The organism is Acinetobacter pittii (assembly GCF_022449185.1).
Lineage (GTDB): Bacteria > Pseudomonadota > Gammaproteobacteria > Pseudomonadales > Moraxellaceae > Acinetobacter > Acinetobacter pittii_I.
In genome coordinates, this window is sequence record NZ_JAKUKO010000006.1 from 100,229 (window position 1) to 119,869 (window position 19,641).

Annotated in this window: 18 protein-coding genes; 9 read left to right on the forward strand and 9 right to left on the reverse strand. The window is 38.8% G+C overall.

Features of this window, described 5'->3' with window-relative positions:
• The first annotated feature begins 233 nt into the window (after positions 1-233).
• Positions 234-1,286: an outer membrane protein Omp38 gene (gene omp38, locus MKX14_RS13890; protein ID WP_108009067.1), complete on the forward strand. Its 1,053-nt coding sequence runs from the start codon at positions 234-236 to the stop codon at positions 1,284-1,286.
• 121 nt (positions 1,287-1,407) lie between these two features.
• Here the strand turns inward: omp38 and MKX14_RS13895 are convergent, their stop codons facing one another.
• The 5 genes from MKX14_RS13895 to yicE all read right to left on the reverse strand — a co-directional run bounded on the left by MKX14_RS13895 (position 1,408) and on the right by yicE (position 6,959).
• On the reverse strand, positions 1,408-1,566 hold the full coding sequence (locus MKX14_RS13895; protein ID WP_016143433.1) for a hypothetical protein: 159 nt from the start codon (positions 1,564-1,566) through the stop codon (positions 1,408-1,410).
• Positions 1,567-1,569: 3 nt separating this feature from the next.
• A complete protein-coding gene (locus tag MKX14_RS13900) occupies positions 1,570-2,775 on the reverse strand; it encodes an RtcB family protein (RefSeq protein ID WP_240282734.1) in 1,206 nt (401 codons plus the stop codon).
• 265 nt (positions 2,776-3,040) lie between these two features.
• Positions 3,041-4,501, reverse strand: coding sequence for an amino acid permease (gene lysP, locus MKX14_RS13905; RefSeq protein WP_108009071.1), 1,461 nt, complete (start codon positions 4,499-4,501; stop codon positions 3,041-3,043).
• A gap of 21 nt (positions 4,502-4,522) precedes the next feature.
• Entirely contained in the window at positions 4,523-5,536 is a 1,014-nt protein-coding gene (gene rsmC / locus MKX14_RS13910) for a methyltransferase (protein WP_240282735.1), read from the reverse strand.
• A gap of 64 nt (positions 5,537-5,600) precedes the next feature.
• Entirely contained in the window at positions 5,601-6,959 is a 1,359-nt protein-coding gene (gene yicE / locus MKX14_RS13915; protein ID WP_002116159.1) for a uracil-xanthine permease family protein, read from the reverse strand.
• Between the two features lie 178 nt (positions 6,960-7,137).
• Here yicE and typA point away from each other — a divergent pair, with 178 nt between their 5' ends.
• The 4 genes from typA to lamB all read left to right on the forward strand — a co-directional run bounded on the left by typA (position 7,138) and on the right by lamB (position 11,517).
• Complete coding sequence (typA, locus tag MKX14_RS13920) at positions 7,138-8,973, forward strand: translational GTPase TypA (protein ID WP_002116501.1); 1,836 nt, start codon at positions 7,138-7,140, stop codon at positions 8,971-8,973.
• Positions 8,974-9,228: 255 nt separating this feature from the next.
• On the forward strand, positions 9,229-9,660 hold the full coding sequence (gene mscL, locus MKX14_RS13925) for a large conductance mechanosensitive channel protein MscL (protein WP_240282736.1): 432 nt from the start codon (positions 9,229-9,231) through the stop codon (positions 9,658-9,660).
• A gap of 134 nt (positions 9,661-9,794) precedes the next feature.
• Positions 9,795-10,136 (forward strand): gamma-glutamylcyclotransferase family protein, encoded by a 342-nt coding sequence (locus tag MKX14_RS13930; protein WP_240282737.1) that lies wholly within the window; start codon positions 9,795-9,797, stop codon positions 10,134-10,136.
• Positions 10,137-10,335: 199 nt separating this feature from the next.
• A complete protein-coding gene (lamB, locus tag MKX14_RS13935) occupies positions 10,336-11,517 on the forward strand; it encodes a maltoporin (RefSeq protein ID WP_240282738.1) in 1,182 nt (393 codons plus the stop codon).
• Positions 11,518-11,605: 88 nt separating this feature from the next.
• Here the strand turns inward: lamB and ppiC are convergent, their stop codons facing one another.
• Together ppiC and mutM are read right to left on the reverse strand one after the other, a co-directional pair.
• Complete coding sequence (ppiC, locus tag MKX14_RS13940) at positions 11,606-11,896, reverse strand: peptidylprolyl isomerase (protein ID WP_002051379.1); 291 nt, start codon at positions 11,894-11,896, stop codon at positions 11,606-11,608.
• A gap of 19 nt (positions 11,897-11,915) precedes the next feature.
• A complete protein-coding gene (gene mutM, locus MKX14_RS13945; protein ID WP_199977953.1) occupies positions 11,916-12,740 on the reverse strand; it encodes a bifunctional DNA-formamidopyrimidine glycosylase/DNA-(apurinic or apyrimidinic site) lyase in 825 nt (274 codons plus the stop codon).
• 75 nt (positions 12,741-12,815) lie between these two features.
• On the opposite strand from mutM, the gene MKX14_RS13950 reads away from it, so the two are divergent.
• The 4 genes from MKX14_RS13950 to mdcF all read left to right on the forward strand — a co-directional run bounded on the left by MKX14_RS13950 (position 12,816) and on the right by mdcF (position 17,745).
• The gene (locus MKX14_RS13950; protein ID WP_199977952.1) at positions 12,816-13,382 is read left to right on the forward strand and encodes a DNA-3-methyladenine glycosylase; all 567 of its coding nucleotides are present in this window, start codon (positions 12,816-12,818) and stop codon (positions 13,380-13,382) included.
• Positions 13,383-13,516: 134 nt separating this feature from the next.
• The gene (gene yncD, locus MKX14_RS13955) at positions 13,517-15,646 is read left to right on the forward strand and encodes a TonB-dependent receptor family protein (RefSeq protein ID WP_213072822.1); all 2,130 of its coding nucleotides are present in this window, start codon (positions 13,517-13,519) and stop codon (positions 15,644-15,646) included.
• Between the two features lie 9 nt (positions 15,647-15,655).
• Positions 15,656-16,765, forward strand: coding sequence for an NADH:flavin oxidoreductase/NADH oxidase (locus MKX14_RS13960; RefSeq protein ID WP_002116511.1), 1,110 nt, complete (start codon positions 15,656-15,658; stop codon positions 16,763-16,765).
• Between the two features lie 56 nt (positions 16,766-16,821).
• A complete protein-coding gene (mdcF, locus tag MKX14_RS13965; protein ID WP_240282739.1) occupies positions 16,822-17,745 on the forward strand; it encodes an AEC family transporter in 924 nt (307 codons plus the stop codon).
• A 31-nt stretch (positions 17,746-17,776) separates the two neighbouring features.
• Here mdcF and ybeQ read toward each other — a convergent pair whose 3' ends face one another.
• Together ybeQ and MKX14_RS13975 are read right to left on the reverse strand one after the other, a co-directional pair.
• The gene (ybeQ, locus tag MKX14_RS13970; protein ID WP_199992968.1) at positions 17,777-18,601 is read right to left on the reverse strand and encodes a tetratricopeptide repeat protein; all 825 of its coding nucleotides are present in this window, start codon (positions 18,599-18,601) and stop codon (positions 17,777-17,779) included.
• Between the two features lie 184 nt (positions 18,602-18,785).
• A complete protein-coding gene (locus MKX14_RS13975) occupies positions 18,786-19,496 on the reverse strand; it encodes a DsbC family protein (protein ID WP_240282740.1) in 711 nt (236 codons plus the stop codon).
• Positions 19,497-19,641: the final 145 nt, after the last annotated feature.

A 19,641-nucleotide genomic window follows, 5' to 3' on the forward strand; every position in this document is an offset into this window, starting at 1 on the left:
GAAGTTGTTCATATTTGCTAGTTGAGTGAAAAATTACCGAATTACAACGGAAATTGTAAGTAATTTTGTCAATAATTTACTTGATTAAAATTATCAAGCACTTGGAAAGTCTATCAAGTGTTTGTATGATTCAAATGTGAATAGCTTAAAAATAATACTGGGGTGAAAATATCTCAGGGGCCAATAAATTTAGGCTGAGCTTGAACAACAATTGTTATCTCTGGAGGATATCCATGAAATTGAGTCGTATTGCACTTGCTACTATGCTTGTTGCTGCTCCATTAGCTGCTGCTAATGCTGGCGTAACAGTTACTCCATTATTGCTTGGTTACACTTTCCAAGACAGCCAACACAACAATGGCGGTAAAGATGGTAACTTAACTAATGCACCTGAGTTACAAGACGATTTATTCGTTGGCGCAGCTCTTGGTATTGAGTTAACACCATGGTTAGGTTTCGAAGCTGAATATAACCAAGTTAAAGGCGACGTAGACGGCGCTGCTGCTGGTGCTGAATATAAACAAAAACAAATCAACGGTAACTTCTATGTTACTTCTGATTTAATCACTAAAAACTACGACAGCAAAATCAAGCCGTACGTATTATTAGGTGCTGGTCACTATAAATACGACTTTGATGGTGTAAACCGTGGTACACGTGGTAACTCAGAAGAAGGTACTTTGGGTAATGCAGGTGTTGGTGCTTTCTGGCGCTTAAACGACGCTTTATCTCTTCGTACCGAAGCTCGTGCTACCTATAATGCTGATGAAGAGTTCTGGAACTATACAGCTCTTGCTGGTTTAAACGTAGTTCTTGGTGGTCACTTGAAGCCTGCTGCTCCTGTAGTAGAAGTTGCTCCAGTTGAACCAACTCCAGTTGCTCCACAACCACAAGAGTTAACTGAAGACCTTAACATGGAACTTCGTGTGTTCTTTGATACTAATAAATCAAACATCAAAGACCAATACAAACCAGAAATCGCTAAAGTTGCTGAGAAGTTAACTGAATACCCTAACGCTACTGCACGTATCGAAGGTCACACAGATAACACTGGTCCACGTAAGTTGAACGAACGTTTATCTTTAGCTCGTGCTAACTCTGTTAAATCAGCTCTTGTAAACGAATACAACGTTGATGCATCTCGTTTGTCTACTCAAGGTTTCGCTTGGGATCAACCGATTGCTGACAACAAAACTAAAGAAGGTCGTGCTATGAACCGTCGTGTATTCGCGACAATCACTGGTAGCCGTACTGTAGTAGTTCAACCTGGTCAACAAGCTCAATAATTTGAGTTCTTGAACAGTAAAAAAGCGACTCGTTAGAGTCGCTTTTTTTATGGCGATTTTTAAAATATTTAGTCATTTCTATGTCTCCTTAATAATTACTTTCGATCTTGGTTTAAATTATTTACCAATCACCTTTTCTCAATTGCTGTTTAGTATCTTGTCTATCTCTACGATGTTGGGCACGAGGTTTTTCCGTTTCGTGCATCCCACCTTTGTGTAGTAAAGGGGATAGAGCTACTTGATTACGGACTTTTATTTTTGGCATTTCTTTAATTTTCATGCTTTAACCTTTAATACATAAAACTTGTTTTAGGGTATGGACGACTTCAATGAGATCTGACTGATTCGCAATGACTTCATCAATGTCTTTATAAGCGCTTGGAATTTCATCGACAACGCCACTGTCTTTACGGCATTCAATACCTTGGGTTTGTTCAATAAGATCTTGCTGATTAAAAAGAACTTTTGCTTTGCTTCTGCTCATCTTGCGACCAGCGCCATGAGAACAAGAACAAAATGATTCAGGATTTGCTTTGCCTTTAACGATATAAGATCGTGCTCCCATTGAACCTGGAATAATACCTAGCTCATCTAAGCCTGCTCTAATTGCACCTTTTCTGGTAATCAATAGATTTTCGCCAAAATGTGTTTCACGGCTTACATAATTATGATGACAATTAATCGCTTCTTTTGTCATTTGAAAAGAAGGTAGAAGAGGGCGGATCGCTTCTAAAATTAATCGCATCATCTCTTTGCGATTTTCAAAAGCATATTCTTGTGCCCACTCTACAGCCTCTACATAATCATCAAAACTTTTTGAGCCTTCAGCAAAATAACTTAAGTCTTTATCAGGTACATGGCCAAAGCGATGCTGCGCTTCTTTTTTGGCTAACTCAATAAAGTAAGTACCAATAACATTACCAAGCCCTCTGCTACCTGAATGTAGCATTACCCATATATCTTGATTCTCATCAATACATAACTCTATAAAGTGATTGCCACCACCCAAGGTCCCAAGTTGTTTTTGCCATGTTGCATCAAATTGCCGAAGCATTCGGACAAGACCAGGATGCTTTTTGATAATTGGTTCTAAGCGTTTTTCAAGTGGAATAATGCTAGAAGCTTTCGCTTTGACTTGTTTATGCAAAGCAAAGCCAACCGGTACTTTACGTTCAATCGCATCACGCAAACGACTTAAGTTATCAGGTAGTTGTGAAGCCTTTAAACTCAAGCGAATTGCATTCATTCCACATCCAATGTCAACTCCTACAGCAGCAGGAATAATGGCGTGTTTAGTAGGAATAACACTACCTACAGTAGCACCTTTACCCACATGCACATCAGGCATAACTGCAATGTGAGAATAGATGAATTGCAGCTGAGCCATTTTTTGGAGTTGTTCTATACTTTCACTATCTATGTCTTGAGTGAAAATTTTAACAGGGACACCATAGAGTGCCTCCTTGTTTAATATTTTTTGTATGCCCATAATTTTTCTCTTATTTTTGTCCGAGCAGGCATAAAAAAACCTAGCGAATGCTAGGTTCTAAATTTAAGCATTCGGACAAGTGGTGTGAATTTGTACACTTGTCCGTGAGCTGACATCGTGCCAAATAATTTAATCTGTTTTACCTTGTACTAATGGCATGATGTCCTCCTTATTTAAAAGTGCCGTTGAAAATCTGAACGGCATTTTACGCTTTTTAAATCAAAGATCAAGCTTTTGATCTTTGATTTATTTTAATGACCAGTTTTTAATCTTGCTCAGGTTTGACGTTCATTTGGTCGTAAGAGATCAATTTGGTTTTATTTTTCCACTTATAACCTAACCAAATGATCAAGAACAGTGGCAAGCTAATATAAGTTGAAAGTAAGCCTAACCAATCAATTTTTCCACCTAAAATGGCTTGATAGTTCTGCCCTAAAATAATGATTGAACAGAGAATAAAGGCAAACCAAGGTGCAAATGGGAAAAATTTGGCACGATATGCTAAATCTTCTAATTTATAGCCTTGAGCAATATATCCTTTACGGAAACGATAGTGTGAAATCGCGATTCCTAACCAAACAATAAAACCGCACATACCCGACATATTGAGTAGCCAGTTAAATACTTGTTTTTCACCAATAAATGTCGTTAAGAAACAAAATGCAGCAATAAATGTGGTGGCATATAGAGCGTTCATTGGAACACCACGACCATCAAGTTTTGCAAACCACTTTGGTGCGCGGCCTTCTTGAGCCATTTTAAATAACATGCGAGTTGAGGAATACATGCCTGAATTACCTGCTGACAAAATAGCAGTAAGAATGACGGCATTCATTAAACCCGCAGCAAAAGCGAAGCCTACTCTTTCATAAAGCAATGTAAATGGAGATAGTGCGACATCTTCAGTGGCAGCTGCTTGCAGTAAATTCGGGTCATCATAGGCAATCAAAGTGCCGATAATGAAAATACATAGGATATAAAATAATAAGATTCGCCAGAAAATCTGTTTGATTGCAAGTGGAATTGTCTTCTTTGGATCTTTTGATTCGCCAGCAGCAACCCCAACCATTTCCGTGCCTTGGAAAGAGAATCCGGCAATCATTGCTACACCAATCATGGCTTGTAAACCGCCTACAAAAGGTGCCTCTTTGTAGGTCCAGTTTCCGAAAGTTGCAACACCTGGAGTTAGCATAATCTTGATAATCATGGCTAAGCCAATAATAATAAAGGCAACAATCGCAATTACTTTGACCATTGAGAACCAGAATTCGCTTTCGCCAAATCCCTTTACTGTCATTGAGTTAATTATAAAAATAACGGCAAGGAACAGGGCACTCCAATAGAACCCTGGAATATCAGGGAACCAGAACTTCATAATAAACTGAACCGCAACAAGTTCGAATGCAACCGTAATTGCCCAGTTGTACCAATAGTTCCAGCCTAGAGCGAAACCAAAGCCTTCTTCGACATAACGACTGCCGTAAGTAAAAAAGGCGCCGGATGTTGGTGTATGAGTTGCAAGCTCACCTAAGCTGGTCATTAAGAAGTAAATCATAATGCCAATGAGTGAGTAGGCGAGTAGCGCTCCACCAGGACCAGCGTTTGCAATGGTTGATCCAGAAGCAAGGAAGAGGCCTGTACCAATGGAACCACCAATGGCGATCATATTCAGATGACGAGCCCCAAGCTTACGCTGGAGTTTTTCAGGAGCATGTGTTTCGCTCATGGAGATTCCTTACATAGTTTGTTATGCACAGGCATATAACACCTTAAAGCCTTGATGATCAGTTTTAATCTGGCACTGACCAAAGTGCTTCTCAATTAAGATCGAATAGTTTAAAAAACGGTTTGCTACAATCCATAGCTCACCTGATGCCTTTAAATGTTTTTTAGCGTTTTGGCAGAGTCCTTCACTTGCATCATAGTTGGTATGAATACCTTGATGGAAAGGGGGATTACTGACAATGGCATCGAGTTCTGTTGGAGCGTCTGCAATACCTGTAACAGGCTGCAATCTCAACTGGTCTGAACCTATTCCATTTCGACTAAAAGTCATTTCCGTTGACCGTAAAGCGAAAGCATCAATATCTAGGGCATGAATAATATTACTTGAATTTATTTTTGCCAAATAGCAACTGATAATTCCAGCACCACACCCGAAGTCGGCAATTCTACCTGATTTCACCTGATTAAGATAAGGGAGTAAAACAGCAGTTCCGACATCTAGATGATTTTGGCTAAACACACCGGGAAGGGCACAAATCGTAAGTTCTTGTTCATTAACATGAACAGTGTAAGTTTTAAGCCAACTTTCGAGAGGTTTAATTTGTTCTGTTTTTTCAATCTTTAAGTGCCATAGCTGACAGTGACGTGCACTATCAAGTTTAAGTACTTTGCCGAAGCTTTGTAATTGTTTGGCAGCGCGTTCAACACCACCTTTTTTTTCACCTACTAAAAAAACAGACTGAGCAGTTTTAAGATTGCTCATTACGACATGCAATATGTAATTTAACAGTTCTTTAGATTTGGGAACAAAAATGACAGCTTGATCGAATTCTTGTAATGGAAACTCAACTGAGAAATGCGCATTTGTTCCACTATTTATAAAGCTCTGGTAGTCAGCATGGTTCCATGTCCAGACTGAAGCATCAATATCAGCTGGTAGTTGACTAACTAAGGCATCATTCGGTGCATTAATGAACAAGATTCTACCTTTTAAATAGTCTTGCTGTCTTAATATCACTTCACTTCTAGGATCCATGTACATCTCTCATGAAGAAGAATGCCCAGTGGAAACTGGGCAGTAATCAAAATTAAAAAAATAGTTATTTATGTGTTTCAGGAAGTACAACATTTAAAATTAATGCTGCTATACCACCTGTCGCTACGCCAGAGCTAAAAATATTTTTAAATAATTCTGGTAGGTGCTCCAAAATTTGAGGAACTTGAGCAACTCCCAAGCCTAATGCAAGTGAAATTGCGATAATTAAAAGTGCTCGGCGATCTAAATGAATAGATGAGAGGATATTAATGCCTGATGCAGCAACCGCACCAAACATCACCATAACTGCTCCGCCTAATACCGCCTGTGGTACAGCTTGTATTACACCCGCTACAGCAGGGAATAGACCTAATAGAATGAGTAAAGCAGCAATCCAGATCCCTACGTAACGACTCGCCACACCAGTGAGTTGAATAACACCATTATTTTGGGCAAAAACAGAACTAGGGAAAGTATTAAATAATCCTGCCAGTAAGGAGTTTGCGCCATTCACTAACACGCCACCTTTAATGCGTTTCATCCATTCCGGACCATTAACGGGTTGGTTTGAAAGTTTACTGGTTGCAGTCACGTCACCAATCGCTTCTAAAGATGTGACTAAATAAATAAAAGCCATTGGAATGAATAAGCCCCAAGAAAAGCTTAAACCAAAATGCATCGGCGTTGGAATCTGTACAAGAGGCGCATCTTTAATACCTGAGAAATCTAGGTAACCCATAAATCCTGCAAGAATGTAACCAATCACTAAAGCAATTAAAATGGCTGAGCTTTTAATCCACACCACCCGAATGCGGTTTAGCACAATAATGATAGCAAGTACGGTACATGACATTATAAGGTTATCAGCACTGGCAAAAGTATGGTCTTGCATGGCTTGGTAGCCACCACCCATACTAATCAAGCCTTCCTTAATAAGCGTTAAGCCAATTAATAGAACAACAATACCAGTCACCAAGGGGGTAATTAATCTTTTTACCCATGGAAGAATTTGCGAAACACCCATTTCAATAAAGGAGCCAGCAATTACTACACCAAAAATTGCAGCCATAACTTGGTTTACAGGCGTTCCTGCGGCAACCATTGCACTACCAATACCAATAATTGGACCAATAAAGTTAAAGCTTGTGCCTTGTACAATCAGAAGACCTGCACCAAACGGACCAACTTTTTTACATTGTAGAAATGTAGCAATACCCGAAATTACCAAAGACATCGATAAAATCATGTTGGTTTCGGTGCGTGATACGCCTAAAGCTAAACAAATTAAAAGCCCTGGTGTAACAATTGGTACAATAATCGCAAGCAAATGCTGGAAAGCTGCTAAAAAAGCGATCAAAGGTTTTGGTCGATCATCTAAGCCATAAACAAGGTCAAGATGGTCTTGAGAGTGTTGATTGGACATGGGTGTAGGTCCGCCGCAATTTTGCAAATTGGCGCTATTCTAATCGAGATACCTATCTTTACAAAACGAAATACAGGCTATTGGAAATTTTTTTTGTCAATGTCAATAAACTGTCACTACTCAAGAGTAGTGTTTTTCTGTATAATTTGCCCTCAAATTTCAGGCGTTTCGAATTTTCATGTCAGATATCAAAAATCTCCGTAATATCGCAATTATTGCGCACGTCGACCACGGGAAAACCACACTTGTCGATAAACTACTTCAGCAATCTGGTGCTCTCGGTGAACGAGCAGGCGAGATTGAGCGTGTCATGGACTCAAATGCGCTTGAAAGTGAACGTGGTATTACCATTCTTGCAAAGAACACTTCTATTACTTGGTTAGATAAACGTACTGATACAACTTACCGTATCAACATCGTGGATACCCCGGGACACGCCGACTTCGGTGGTGAAGTAGAACGTGTAATGTCGATGGTTGACTGCGTATTACTTTTAGTTGACTCTCAAGAAGGCCCAATGCCACAAACTCGCTTTGTGACACAAAAAGCCTTTGCTCGTGGTTTAAAACCAATTGTTATTATCAACAAAGTTGACAAACCAAGTGCGCGTCCAGACTGGGTAATCGATCAAGTATTTGATTTATTTGATAACCTTGGCGCAACTGATGAGCAATTAGATTTCCCAATCGTTTATGCATCAGGTTTACGTGGTGTAGCGGGTCCTGCTCCAGAAGAACTGGCAGAAGACATGACTCCGTTGTTCGAAACGATTGTAGACATCGTTGAACCACCAGCAGTTGACGTTGATGGTCCATTCCAAATGCAGATTTCATCACTTGACTATAACAGCTTCGTAGGTGTTATCGGTGTTGGTCGTATTCAACGTGGTTCAGTAAAATTAAATACTCCTGTTACTGTAATTGACAAAGAAGGCAATACACGTAACGGTCGTATCTTAAAAATCATGGGTTACCATGGTTTAGAGCGTATTGATGTTGAATCAGCATCTGCTGGTGATATTGTATGTATTACTGGTATCGACGCACTTAATATTTCTGACACAATTTGTGATCCGAAAAATGTTGAAGCATTACCAGCTTTATCTGTAGATGAACCTACAGTATCTATGACTTTCCAAGTAAACAACTCTCCGTTTGCTGGTAAAGAAGGTAAGTTCGTAACTTCACGTAATATCCGTGAACGTCTTGATCGCGAATTAATTCATAACGTAGCTTTACGTGTTGAAGACACTGACAGCCCAGACCGTTTCAAAGTATCTGGTCGTGGTGAACTTCATCTTTCAGTTTTAATTGAAAACATGCGTCGTGAAGGTTTCGAAATGGGCGTATCTCGTCCACAAGTAATCATCAAAGAAATTGATGGTGAAAGACAAGAGCCTTACGAAAATGTAACTTTTGACGTTGAAGAACAGCATCAAGGTGCTGTAATGGAACAAATGGGTCACCGTAAAGGCGAGATGACCAATATGGAAGTTGACGGTAAAGGCCGTATCCGTATTGAAGCAACTGTACCTTCACGTGGTTTGATTGGTTTCCGTTCTGAATTCTTGACCATGACTTCTGGTACAGGGATCATGACTTCAAGCTTCTCGCATTATGGTCCTGTTAAACAAGGTACTGTTGCGAAACGTCAAAACGGTGTATTGATTTCTATGGTTCAAGGTACTTGCTTGGGCTATGCATTGTTCAGTTTACAAGACCGTGGTCGTTTGTTTGCTAAACCACAGTTAGAAGTTTACGAAGGTATGATCGTGGGTATTAACTCTCGTTCAGACGATATGGTTGTAAACCCGACTAAAGCGAAACAATTAACTAACGTTCGTGCATCTGGTACAGATGATGCTTTAACTTTAGTACCTGCAATTGAATATACGCTTGAACAAGCGCTTGAATTCATTGAAGATGACGAGTTAGTAGAAGTAACACCTAAATCAATCCGTATCCGTAAGCGTTACTTGACTGAAAACGAACGTAAACGTAATCGTGATAAATAATTTTCTTAAATGAAAAAGAAAAAACCGCTAAATTAATTTAGCGGTTTTTTTTAATCGTAATATTTAAAGTTAAGCTAAGCTTAATTTCATATTTTTCTTGTAAGAGAATATGTTGTTAAAGTGTGAAATAACTTTCTTTTTTTGATAAAAATATTAAATTATCAATATCATGGCGAGTACTATCTAATCCGATAAGATGCCAATGAAAAAGAAAAATATGATGTGTTTCAGCCCCCGACATCTGGAGATGTTTAGATGAGTATTATTCAAGAATTTAAAGAATTTGCCGTTAAAGGCAATATGATGGATTTAGCCATTGGTGTGATTATTGGTGGTGCTTTTGGCAAAATCGTGGACTCTTTAGTAAAAGATATTATTATGCCACTGATCACTGTGATTACTGGTGGTGGTGTTGATTTTTCACAAAAATTCATTGTATTAGGTGCAAATCCTAACAATTTACAATCTTTGGATGCTTTGCAAAAAGCAGGTGTGAATGTTTTAACTTATGGTAATTTCCTTACCATTTTAATTAACTTCCTAATTTTGGCTTGGGTTGTGTTCTTAATGGTGAAATTATTAAATAGACTTCGCCGTGATAAAAATGAACCAGAAGCTCCAGCTGCAACTCCTGAAGATATTCAATTATTGCGCGAAATTCGTGATGAGTTGAAAAAACAAGTCTAATAAGATTTGAAATAAAAACGGTACCTTGAGTGCCGTTTTTTATTACTTCATATTTTATATTGGACTCAAGATATTGATAAAATTGCAAGATCGCAGATCAGACCAAAGATGAATATTGAAAAAGGGATAGATGAATGAATCAGCTTTTTGTGTATGGGACATTATGTCCAAATAAAGCAAATGCTCATATTCTCGAACAGATTGGGGGGACGTGGACCAAGGCTTCAGTAAGAGGAATCATACATATTTTAGATTGGGGACCAGATCAAGGCTTAAAGGCAATTGTGTTAGATCCTCAGGCGGAGTGGGTAGAAGGCTATCTATTTAGCACAGAAAAACTTGCTGAAAACTGGCAGATGCTTGATGATTTTGAAGGTTTTCAATATGAGCGAGTTATAGTAGATGTAATGCTTGAATCAGGGGAGTCTGTTAAAGCTTGGACATATCAAATGAATGCCCATGCTAAAAATATTTAAATATAAAAGCTGACTTCACGAACTCAATTTTTCTCTTTTAGATCTAATTTTAAAAATAATATATAGAGGCTCTTGTTTGAGCCTTTTCAAATCAATCAAATAGTCTTCGTTTTCTTTCTAATAACCATTAGTCCTTTTATCCAACCTTGCTTGGAATATAAGTGAGTGTGGAAAACTCACACTTAAAAAGGAATTTTAAATGAAGAAGTCTCCTTGGATTATTGGAACTACGTTTTATGCCATATCTCAAATTACTTTCGCTACTGAAATTGGAGGATATGTACGTACAGGCATAGGAGTTACAGATAGCGGGGAATTACAAGAATGTTTTCAGCTCACTGGCGCACCTTCAAAATACCGTCTTGGAAATGAATGTGAACAATATGCAGAGCTATTTGCTAAACAAAGTCTTCTAAAGCTGAATGATAATTCTGAGATTAGTATTAATGGAATGCTTCAATTTTATAACCAGTATGGTCAAAGTTTAAGTTTTAGTGGTGACGATGGCTATACGCGGCTAAATCAAATCTATCTAGATTGGAAAAATATTTCTTATTTAAATGGAGCAAATTTTTGGTTAGGCAGAAGATTTTATAATCGAAATGATATTCATATGTCTGATTTATTCTATTGGAACCAAAGCGGTACAGGGTTCGGGATCGATAATTATAAAATTAATGATCTGTCATTAAGTTATGTTTTCTCTAGAAAAGATAATGTATTTCAGAAAAAATATATTAATAGACATGATTTTACCGTAAAAGACATTCAGCTAAATGGTACAAATAAACTGAATACAGGCTTATCTATTATTGATGCAGATCATACAGGTTGGGCCTTAACATTGCAGAATATAACTTCCGATGTCTTAAATGGTAAGAATACAGTTGCTTTGCAATATGGCGAAGGAGCAGGTATAGGGCTAAGTTATACTGGCAACCCTGAGTTGGACCGAGATAATTCTTCTTTAAGATTCATTGAAGTTTTAGATTGGGAATCTGAAAATAAAGTTTTCAATGGACAGGCTCAATTTATATATCAAAAAGATAAATTTAAGAATCAGAATGATAGCGAATGGTTTTCGATAGGCTCCCGAATGGCTTATGTTGTACAAGACCATTTTAAAATATCGACCGAAATTGGCTATGACCAGATAGATAGCAATGATCAAAATCGAAGCCTAACAAAATTGACTATTGCACCAACTTGGTCACTAAAAGGAACGGGATATTACGACAGACCTGAACTTCGCTTGTATTACACCTATGCTTTTTGGAACAAGGATGAACAAAATTTGAGAGACAATTTATATCCTGATAGTGATTTTTATAACACAGGACATGGGTCAAATTTTGGCATGCAACTAGAATATTGGTGGTAAATTTAAAAAATAAAAGAGGTTGGTAATGGCCTCTTTTATTGAGTAACTGGGCTATTGTTTATGAATTTAAATTAACTTGAGAGGGGCCTTATCTTAAGCTGCCCATTCTGAATTTAACTTCTAAAAGATGATAGCCAAACTGACTTTTGATCGGACCTTGTAACACACGTTCAGCAGCTGTAAAAACAACTTTGTCGATGACGGGTACCAATTGCCCTTTTTTGACTTCACCAAGTTCACCGCCACGTTTTGCTGAATTACAGGTAGAGTATTGCTTGGCAAGTTTGGCAAAGTCAGCGCCACTTTGTAGCTTCTTTTTTAGCTGCTCAGCTAAGTCTTTATCTTTGACTAAAATATGTCGGACAATTGCTGTTTGCATGTTGTCTTCCTCCAAAAAATTAAGGCTTTCTCAGCTTTTTAAGCGGTTGGCACTGTGGGCAAAATACGCTGGCACGCTGACCAAGTTTTAAGTTTTCTAATGTGGTTTCACAGTTAACACACATTTCTCCAGCACGGCCATAAGCGAGTAATGTTTGTTGGAAATAACCATTTTCACCCATGGCATTGCTGTAGTCTCGTAATGTCGAGCCACCTAAATCAATGGCCGACTTCAAAATGCGCTTAATCTCGACAACCAATTTCTCAATTTGTTCCATGCTTAAGTCACCAGCGGGCTGTGCTGGGTGAATACCAACATTAAATAAGCTTTCAGTTGCATAGATATTGCCTACACCAACAACTACATGATTATCCATGAGTGCAATTTTTATGCCGACAGACTTATTCTTGAGTTTTGAAGCTAAATATTCCGCATGAAAGTCGGGACTTAAAGGCTCAGGCCCTAAAGTATCTATGAGTTTGCCTTGAGTCTCGTGGTTAAGCCAAAGAATACAACCAAAACGGCGAGGGTCATGGTAACGTAATTGCTGATCTTCAAATTGAATAATCAGATGATCATGCTTTCTCAGTTCATCATTTGGCTCGGTCAGACGAAAGCTTCCTGACATACCTAAATGCCAAAGCATTTGATCTTGTTCAAACTCTGCCAAAATATATTTTGAACGTCGATTTAACCCGATGAGACGTTGTCCGACAAGTTTCTGAACATCAGCTGGTATAGGCCAGCGTAAGCTAGGATTACGTACTTCAACACTAAGAACTTTTTGATTCAATAAGGGAAATAAACTGGTTTTGGTGGTTTCGACTTCGGGTAACTCAGGCATGCCAACTCGCAGAATTAACAGATATACTGGATTAATCAAGTATAACGTGTGGTATGTAATATTTCAGAGATTACTATGTCAGATATTTTACCATTAAGCTGGTTTCAACGTGAAACCTCAGAAGTGGCTTATGATTTAATCGGTTGCGTATTGTGTAAACGACAACCTGACGGCCAAGTGATCCGCTGTACAATTAGTGAAACTGAAGCTTATTTGGGTGTTCGTGATAAAGCCTGCCATAGTTACAATGATAAACGTACAGCTCGAACAGCGGTAATGTATGGCCATGGTGGTACGATTTACGTCTACTTAATTTATGGCATGTATGAAATGCTTAATATTATTACTCAAACAGAGGGTGTACCTGAAGGAGTGATGATTCGTTCTGCGTTTTTAAATAATGCTTCAACCAAAAAAGACTATAAGCTTTTAGCTGGGCCCGGCAAATTGACACGCTATTTAGGTATTGATCGATCTTTAAAAGGACAAACCTTGGGAGAAGGATCTGGACTATGGGTTGAAGCGGCATCAACGCAACCAGAAGTAGTGCTAACGCCACGTATTGGAATTGATTATGCCGAAGAAGCAAAACATTGGCCTGAACGATATTGCTGGAAAGATCATCCATCTTTGAGTCGATAATTTTAATCTGGAAATCAGTTTTTAGATATCGATGAAGAATGTTCCAGATTTACAACAATGCAGATCGAATTCAATATCCAGACAAGACACTGCTTTTTGTTATCATAACTACAATATAAATAAAGGAAATAAGCATGTCCTTATTACGCTTAGACCGACTTCATTACTGTATTTTGATGAGTATGGGCTGTATTTCTAGCCCACTTGTTTGGGCAGAAGATTTAACACAAGACGTAACTGTATTGCCAACATTACATGTGGAAGCAACCCGTACCGATACAACCTATTTGCAGACACCGGCTTCGGTTTTTCGAATAGATGCACCTCAAGTTGATACTTCTTCACAAGTAAATTTAACTGAAGTTGTGAAGGGTGTACCGAGTTTACAGATTCGTAATCGTGAAAATTATGCACAAGATTTACAGCTCTCTATGCGTGGTTTTGGTGCACGTTCTACTTTTGGTGTCCGTGGTATTCGCCTTTATGTAGACGGTATTCCTGCAACAATGCCGGATGGACAAGGTCAAACGTCTAATATCGATTTAAGTAGTCTGGACCATGTTGAAGTTCTCACAGGACCTTTTTCTTCACTGTACGGAAACTCATCGGGCGGGACAATTTTAACTTCTACCAAAGAGGGGCAAGGGAAAGATTCAATTGAGTTGAGCTATTCGGGAGGCAGTCACGATAAAAGCCGAGCAGGACTCGTGTTACAAGGTGGAGCAAAGGGGGAGAATGAACCAAGCTATGTTATTAGTTCATCGTATTTCGATACTGATGGTTATCGAGAACATAGCGGTGCAGAAAAAGTACTAAATAATGCAAAGCTCAGTTGGAATCTTGATGATGGTAGCAAAATCAACTGGGTAACCAACTATGTAAAAATTCATGCAGACGATCCGCAGGGTTTAACCCGTGACCAGTGGAATGCAAATCCAAAGCAACAAGTTCCGTTTTTAAAGCAATTTAATGTTCGTAAAGATATTGAACAAACGCAAACGGGTGTGACGTGGTCTAAACCGATTAATGATAAAAATGAACTCTATGCCATGGCATATTTAGGTAATCGCCAAGTTACTCAATATCAATCTATTCCTAAGTCGACACAAGATGCCAGCATCAATCATGCAGGTGGGGTGATCGATTTTGAGCGTGATTATTATGGCGCTGACTTCCGTTGGACGGGCAAAGAATTACTTCCAAATACTACTCTAAGTGTTGGTGTTGCACTCGATGCAATGGATGAAGATCGTAAAGGTTTTGAAAACTTTAATTTAGTAAACGGACAACCTTCTTATGGCGTCAAAGGTAATTTACGCCGTGATGAAGATAATACTTTGTGGAATATCGATCCATATTTACAAGCTTCATGGCAGTTCCTACCCACATGGCGTTTAGACACGGGAGTACGCTATAGCAACGTCCATTACAAATCTAAAGATAACTATTTAAGTAATGGCAACGATAGTGGTAAGACTGATTATGATAAAGTTTTGCCTTCTGCTGCTTTAAGCTGGCAAATTTTACCTGAACTCATGGCTTATGTGAGTTATGCCAAAGGATTTGAAACCCCAACTTTTACTGAAATGGCATATCGCCCAGATGGAGAAAGTGGTTTTAATTTTGATTTGACCGCATCCACAAGTGATACCTATGAAACAGGCTTAAAATCACAAAATCATTTAGGTGATTTCACTTTGGCGGTTTTCCAAACTAAAACCAAAGATGACATCGTTTCTGCCGGCAACTCAAATGGCCGATCAACGTTTCGTAATGCAGATAAAACCTTACGTGAAGGGGTAGAGTTTGCATGGAATAAAAAGTTGTGGCGAGATTTAACTGCGACTGCTAGCTATACATATTTAGATGCAACTTTTGATGCTGATATTCCAGCTTTAGGAAGTATTGCTCAAATTCCAGCGGGCAATGCTATCCCTGGAATTGCTAAAAACCAAGCTTATGCCTCTTTAGCTTGGCAGCCATCACACGGGCTATATGGCGGTGTAGATGTACAGTATATGGATAAAGTATACGTGAATGATACCAACAGTGACGCAGCGCCAAGCTACAGTGTAACCTCAGCTAATGTGGGTTATGCATGGGTAATGGGCGACTGGAAAGTAAATAGCTTTGCCCGTGTAGATAACCTATTTGATAAAAACTATGCAGGTTCAGTGATCGTAAATGATGGTAATGGACGTTACTTTGAACCAGCAGATGGACGTAACTGGAGTGCAGGTTTACGTGTAATTAAGCAATTCTAGGAATTAAAAATGGCAAAATTATTTGAAACGGTTAACTTTGGTTCACTACAACTGGTCAATAGAATTGTAATTGCTCCGATGTGCCAATATTCGGCAACAGATGATGGTGAAATTACCTATTGGCATGAACAGCAATGGGCGAATTATGCATTATCTGGCGCTGGGCTTTGTATTGTAGAAGCGACTGCTGTACAACCTGAAGGTCGGATTAGCTATGCTGACCTTGGGCTTTGGAATGATCAACAACGTGACAAAATTAAAACGTTGTTAGCTAAGGTTCATACACTTTCACCGATGCCATTTGGAATTCAGTTAGCACATGCAGGGCGTAAAGCATCTACTGAAAAGCCGTGGTTAGGTAAAGGTCAGATTGCAAAAGATCAGCCTCATGGTTGGCAAACAGTTGCACCAAGTGAAAGTACCTTTTCGGTCCATGATGCAGCGCCTCATGCTTTGACTATTGCTGAGATTAAACAAGTTCAACAAGACTTTGCAGCAGCGGCAAAACGTGCTGTAGAAGCTGGATTTGAGTTGATTGAAGTTCATGCCGCGCATGGTTATTTACTACATCAATTCTTATCGCCAATTGCCAATCAGCGTACTGATGAATATGGTGGTTCTTTAGAAAACCGTATGCGTATGACCCTTGAAGTTCTTCAGGCAATTAAACTCGCTGTACCAGAAGGTTATCCTGTTGGTGTTAGGCTGTCTGCGACCGATTGGTTGGAGAGTATTGAGCATTGGGATGTTGAATCTACAGTGGGCTTATCAAAAGCTTTAGAGCAATTGGGCGCAGCCTATGTGCATGTGTCTAGTGGTGGTTTGCATGAGCATCAATCTATTACGATTGGGGCTGGTTACCAAGTTCCATTTGCTGAACAAGTCAAAAAGCATGTGTCTATTCCCGTTATTGCTGTAGGGTTAATTACTGAGCCAGAACATGCTGAACAAATTTTGGAAAACCAGCAAGCTGATGCTATTGGTCTTGCTCGTGCAATGCTATATGACCCAAGATGGCCTTGGCATGCAGCAGCAGCTTTAGGTGCAGAAGTTAAAATTGCACCTCAGTATTTACGTTGCCAACCTCATGGATTAAAACAGCTTTTTAACTCTTTTTAATTGTATTGGGCAAAGTCATCTTTGCCCATTTTTCTTTCGCTAAGTGAGGACGGTCAGTGGTTTTTCAGGTTATTTTACCTATCTTGATATTGCTATTGATGGGTTATGTTTGTGTCCTCATCAAATTGGTAACGCCTGAACAAATCAGGGCACTTAGCGCATTTGTAATTAAAATTTCCTTACCAGTTTTTTTAATTCACTCATTGGCAAATAAAAACTTACAAGACATTTGGCACCCAGCTTATTTTCTTGCTTATGGCGGTGGGTCCTTAATTTTATTTTTCTTAGCTTTTATTCTCTATCGAAAATATTTTAAAAATAGCTTAACTCATAGCGCCGTCATCTCGATGGGCGCATCTATGTCCAATACTGGATTTATGGGAACAGCTATTCTAACCATGTTGATAGGTAATCATGCTGCGATCTATATTTCTTTAACACTTATTATTGAAAATTTATTGATTGTGGCGCTGATGCTCATTTTGGCCGAAGCTGGTTTACATCAACAACAAAGTCTTTTGCCACTTTTAAAACAGACCTTTTTAAACTTACTCAAGAATCCTGTCATTATCGCGATTTTGGTTGGAATGGGATGCATTCTTTTAGATGTTAATCTTCCTGCGACGCTCGATCAGTCTCTAGAGTTACTTGGACGTACAGCTTCGCCTTTGGCTTTGTTTGCAATTGGCGGAAGTTTAGTAGGTATTGGAATCACAACGGTAAATATAGAAAGTATTTTGTTAGCGACCTTTAAAGTTGTGCTAATGCCATCTGTTATTTTTGCACTTTTTTTAATAACTCCAAATGTAAGCCGTGAAATGCTTTACGCAGGAACATTAATCGCTGCTTTACCAATGCCGATTGCTTTCGGAATTTTTGGACAGGCTTATGGCTTAAATGAAAAAGCCTTAACCCCGCTTATGATTAGTACAATTGTTGGTTTTATTGGGGTGAGCTGGCTGATTGCTTTGTGGTGGTAAAAGAAAAGCCCCATAAGGGGCTAATCATTGATTATTTTTTCGGTGCTGGCTGTGCGGGAGCATTTGCAGCCTGTTTGCTCTTTTCTGCAATAATCTTATCAACCGAGGCTAAAGACTCTTTAGCGTTAGGCACATTTTGATTGGCGAGTTCAGTAAAGATCTTTTTAGCTTGCGGTAGATTTTGCGGAATGATATTGCCATTCGCCATCATGGTGGCTAAAGCCATAGACGCAGGCGCATAGCCTTTTTGAGCAATTGACTGTAAAGCTTCGATACCTTGGCGTTTCATTAAAGGATTTTTATTTTCAACACCTTGGCTAATGTCATAGAGTGCTTTGACCTGAATAGCAGGGTAGTTTCCTTTTCGAATTAAAGGCGCTAATTTTTGAAGGGCAATTTGATGTGACTGTGGTTTTTTTTGAGCAAATAAAATGGTCGCAATTTTCACAGTTGCATCATCAGAACCTTGCGCCGATGCCTTTTGAATATATTGACTGAATTTGTTGCTATCTTTGGCAACGCCCAATTCACCAGTCTCATAAATTTGTGCAAGGGTGTAACTCGCTTGGGCGTAACCTTTATTTGAAGCATCCTCATAATATTTTAGGGCTTTAGAAGAGTCTTTTGCTGTACCTTGGCCCATTTGAGTCATATAGCCTAAGTTATAAATAGCTTGGGCGTTACCTGATTGGGCAAGGCGTTGCATTTCTTGAAATGCGGCAGAGTAATTTTTTGCTGCGTAGAGTTGTTCAGCTTGTTTAAAAACATCGGTTTTAGCAGCAGTCGCTGTGTTATCAGCTGCAAAAATTGATGCACTTGCAAGAGTGATTAGGCTTGCGATTAGTAATTTCTTCATTTCTTTTTAACCTTTTACTTCGTAGCTACATCAATCCATTGATGCATGAAAGAGTTTCAATTTCTCATCATAAATATTGATTGCTGAAAGTAAACAGCCGATTTGTATATAAAGCACTGCACTTTGGGCAAATTGTGGAGAAAAAATACCCACTCACATTCATATAATGGAGTGGGTAATATTATTATTTTGCTGACTGGAGTAATGCTTCAATTTGCTTGGCATCAGTTGGTACGCCAGAGAGTCTTTGGCCATCTTGCAAGAACAGGGTAGGTGTTCCATCGATATTTAATTTTTGACCTAAAGCAATATTTTTCTGAATTGGGCTTGAGCAACTTTTGCTATTAGTCGGCAATTTGCGATTAAGCATATAGTTTGTCCAAGCTTCTGCCGGATTTTTTGAACACCAGATTTGATTTGAAACTTTTTCAGCATTTGGATGCAAACTAGTAAGAGGATAAAGGAACACATATACGGTTACGTTATCAACCCCAACCATATTTTGTTCTAGACGCTGGCAATATGGGCAATCTGGGTCACTAAAGACATAGAGCGTACGTTCGCCTTTACCTTTTACATATTTAATCGCTTGATTTAATGGCAAACTTTTAACGTCAATTTTGCCCAGTTCGGCAATACGTTCTTCAGTCATATTTTTTTGTTGTTTAATGTCGACTAAATTACCAACAAAAAAGTACTTCGCATCTTGATTAGTATAAACAATGCGGCCGCTTGTATACACTTCATAAATACCTTGCACAGGCGATTGATAAACACCTTTTACAGGCAAATCGGGATAATTCGTCTTAAGATTTTGTTCAAGTGTTTTAACATCAGCATGAGCAGAACCGAAAATAGCCAGACTCAAGATGAGTGTAGCAAGTTTAGTTTTCATCTTTTTTCTCTTTAATTTCAACAGGGCTAATGATGGCATATAAAGCTTAAAAAATTGACGTTCTAATCTAATGAAATCATTAGTGTTTTGTATCTATAAAAAAGCCCACTAACTTAGCAGTGGGCAGTTCGAGCTAATAAAAATT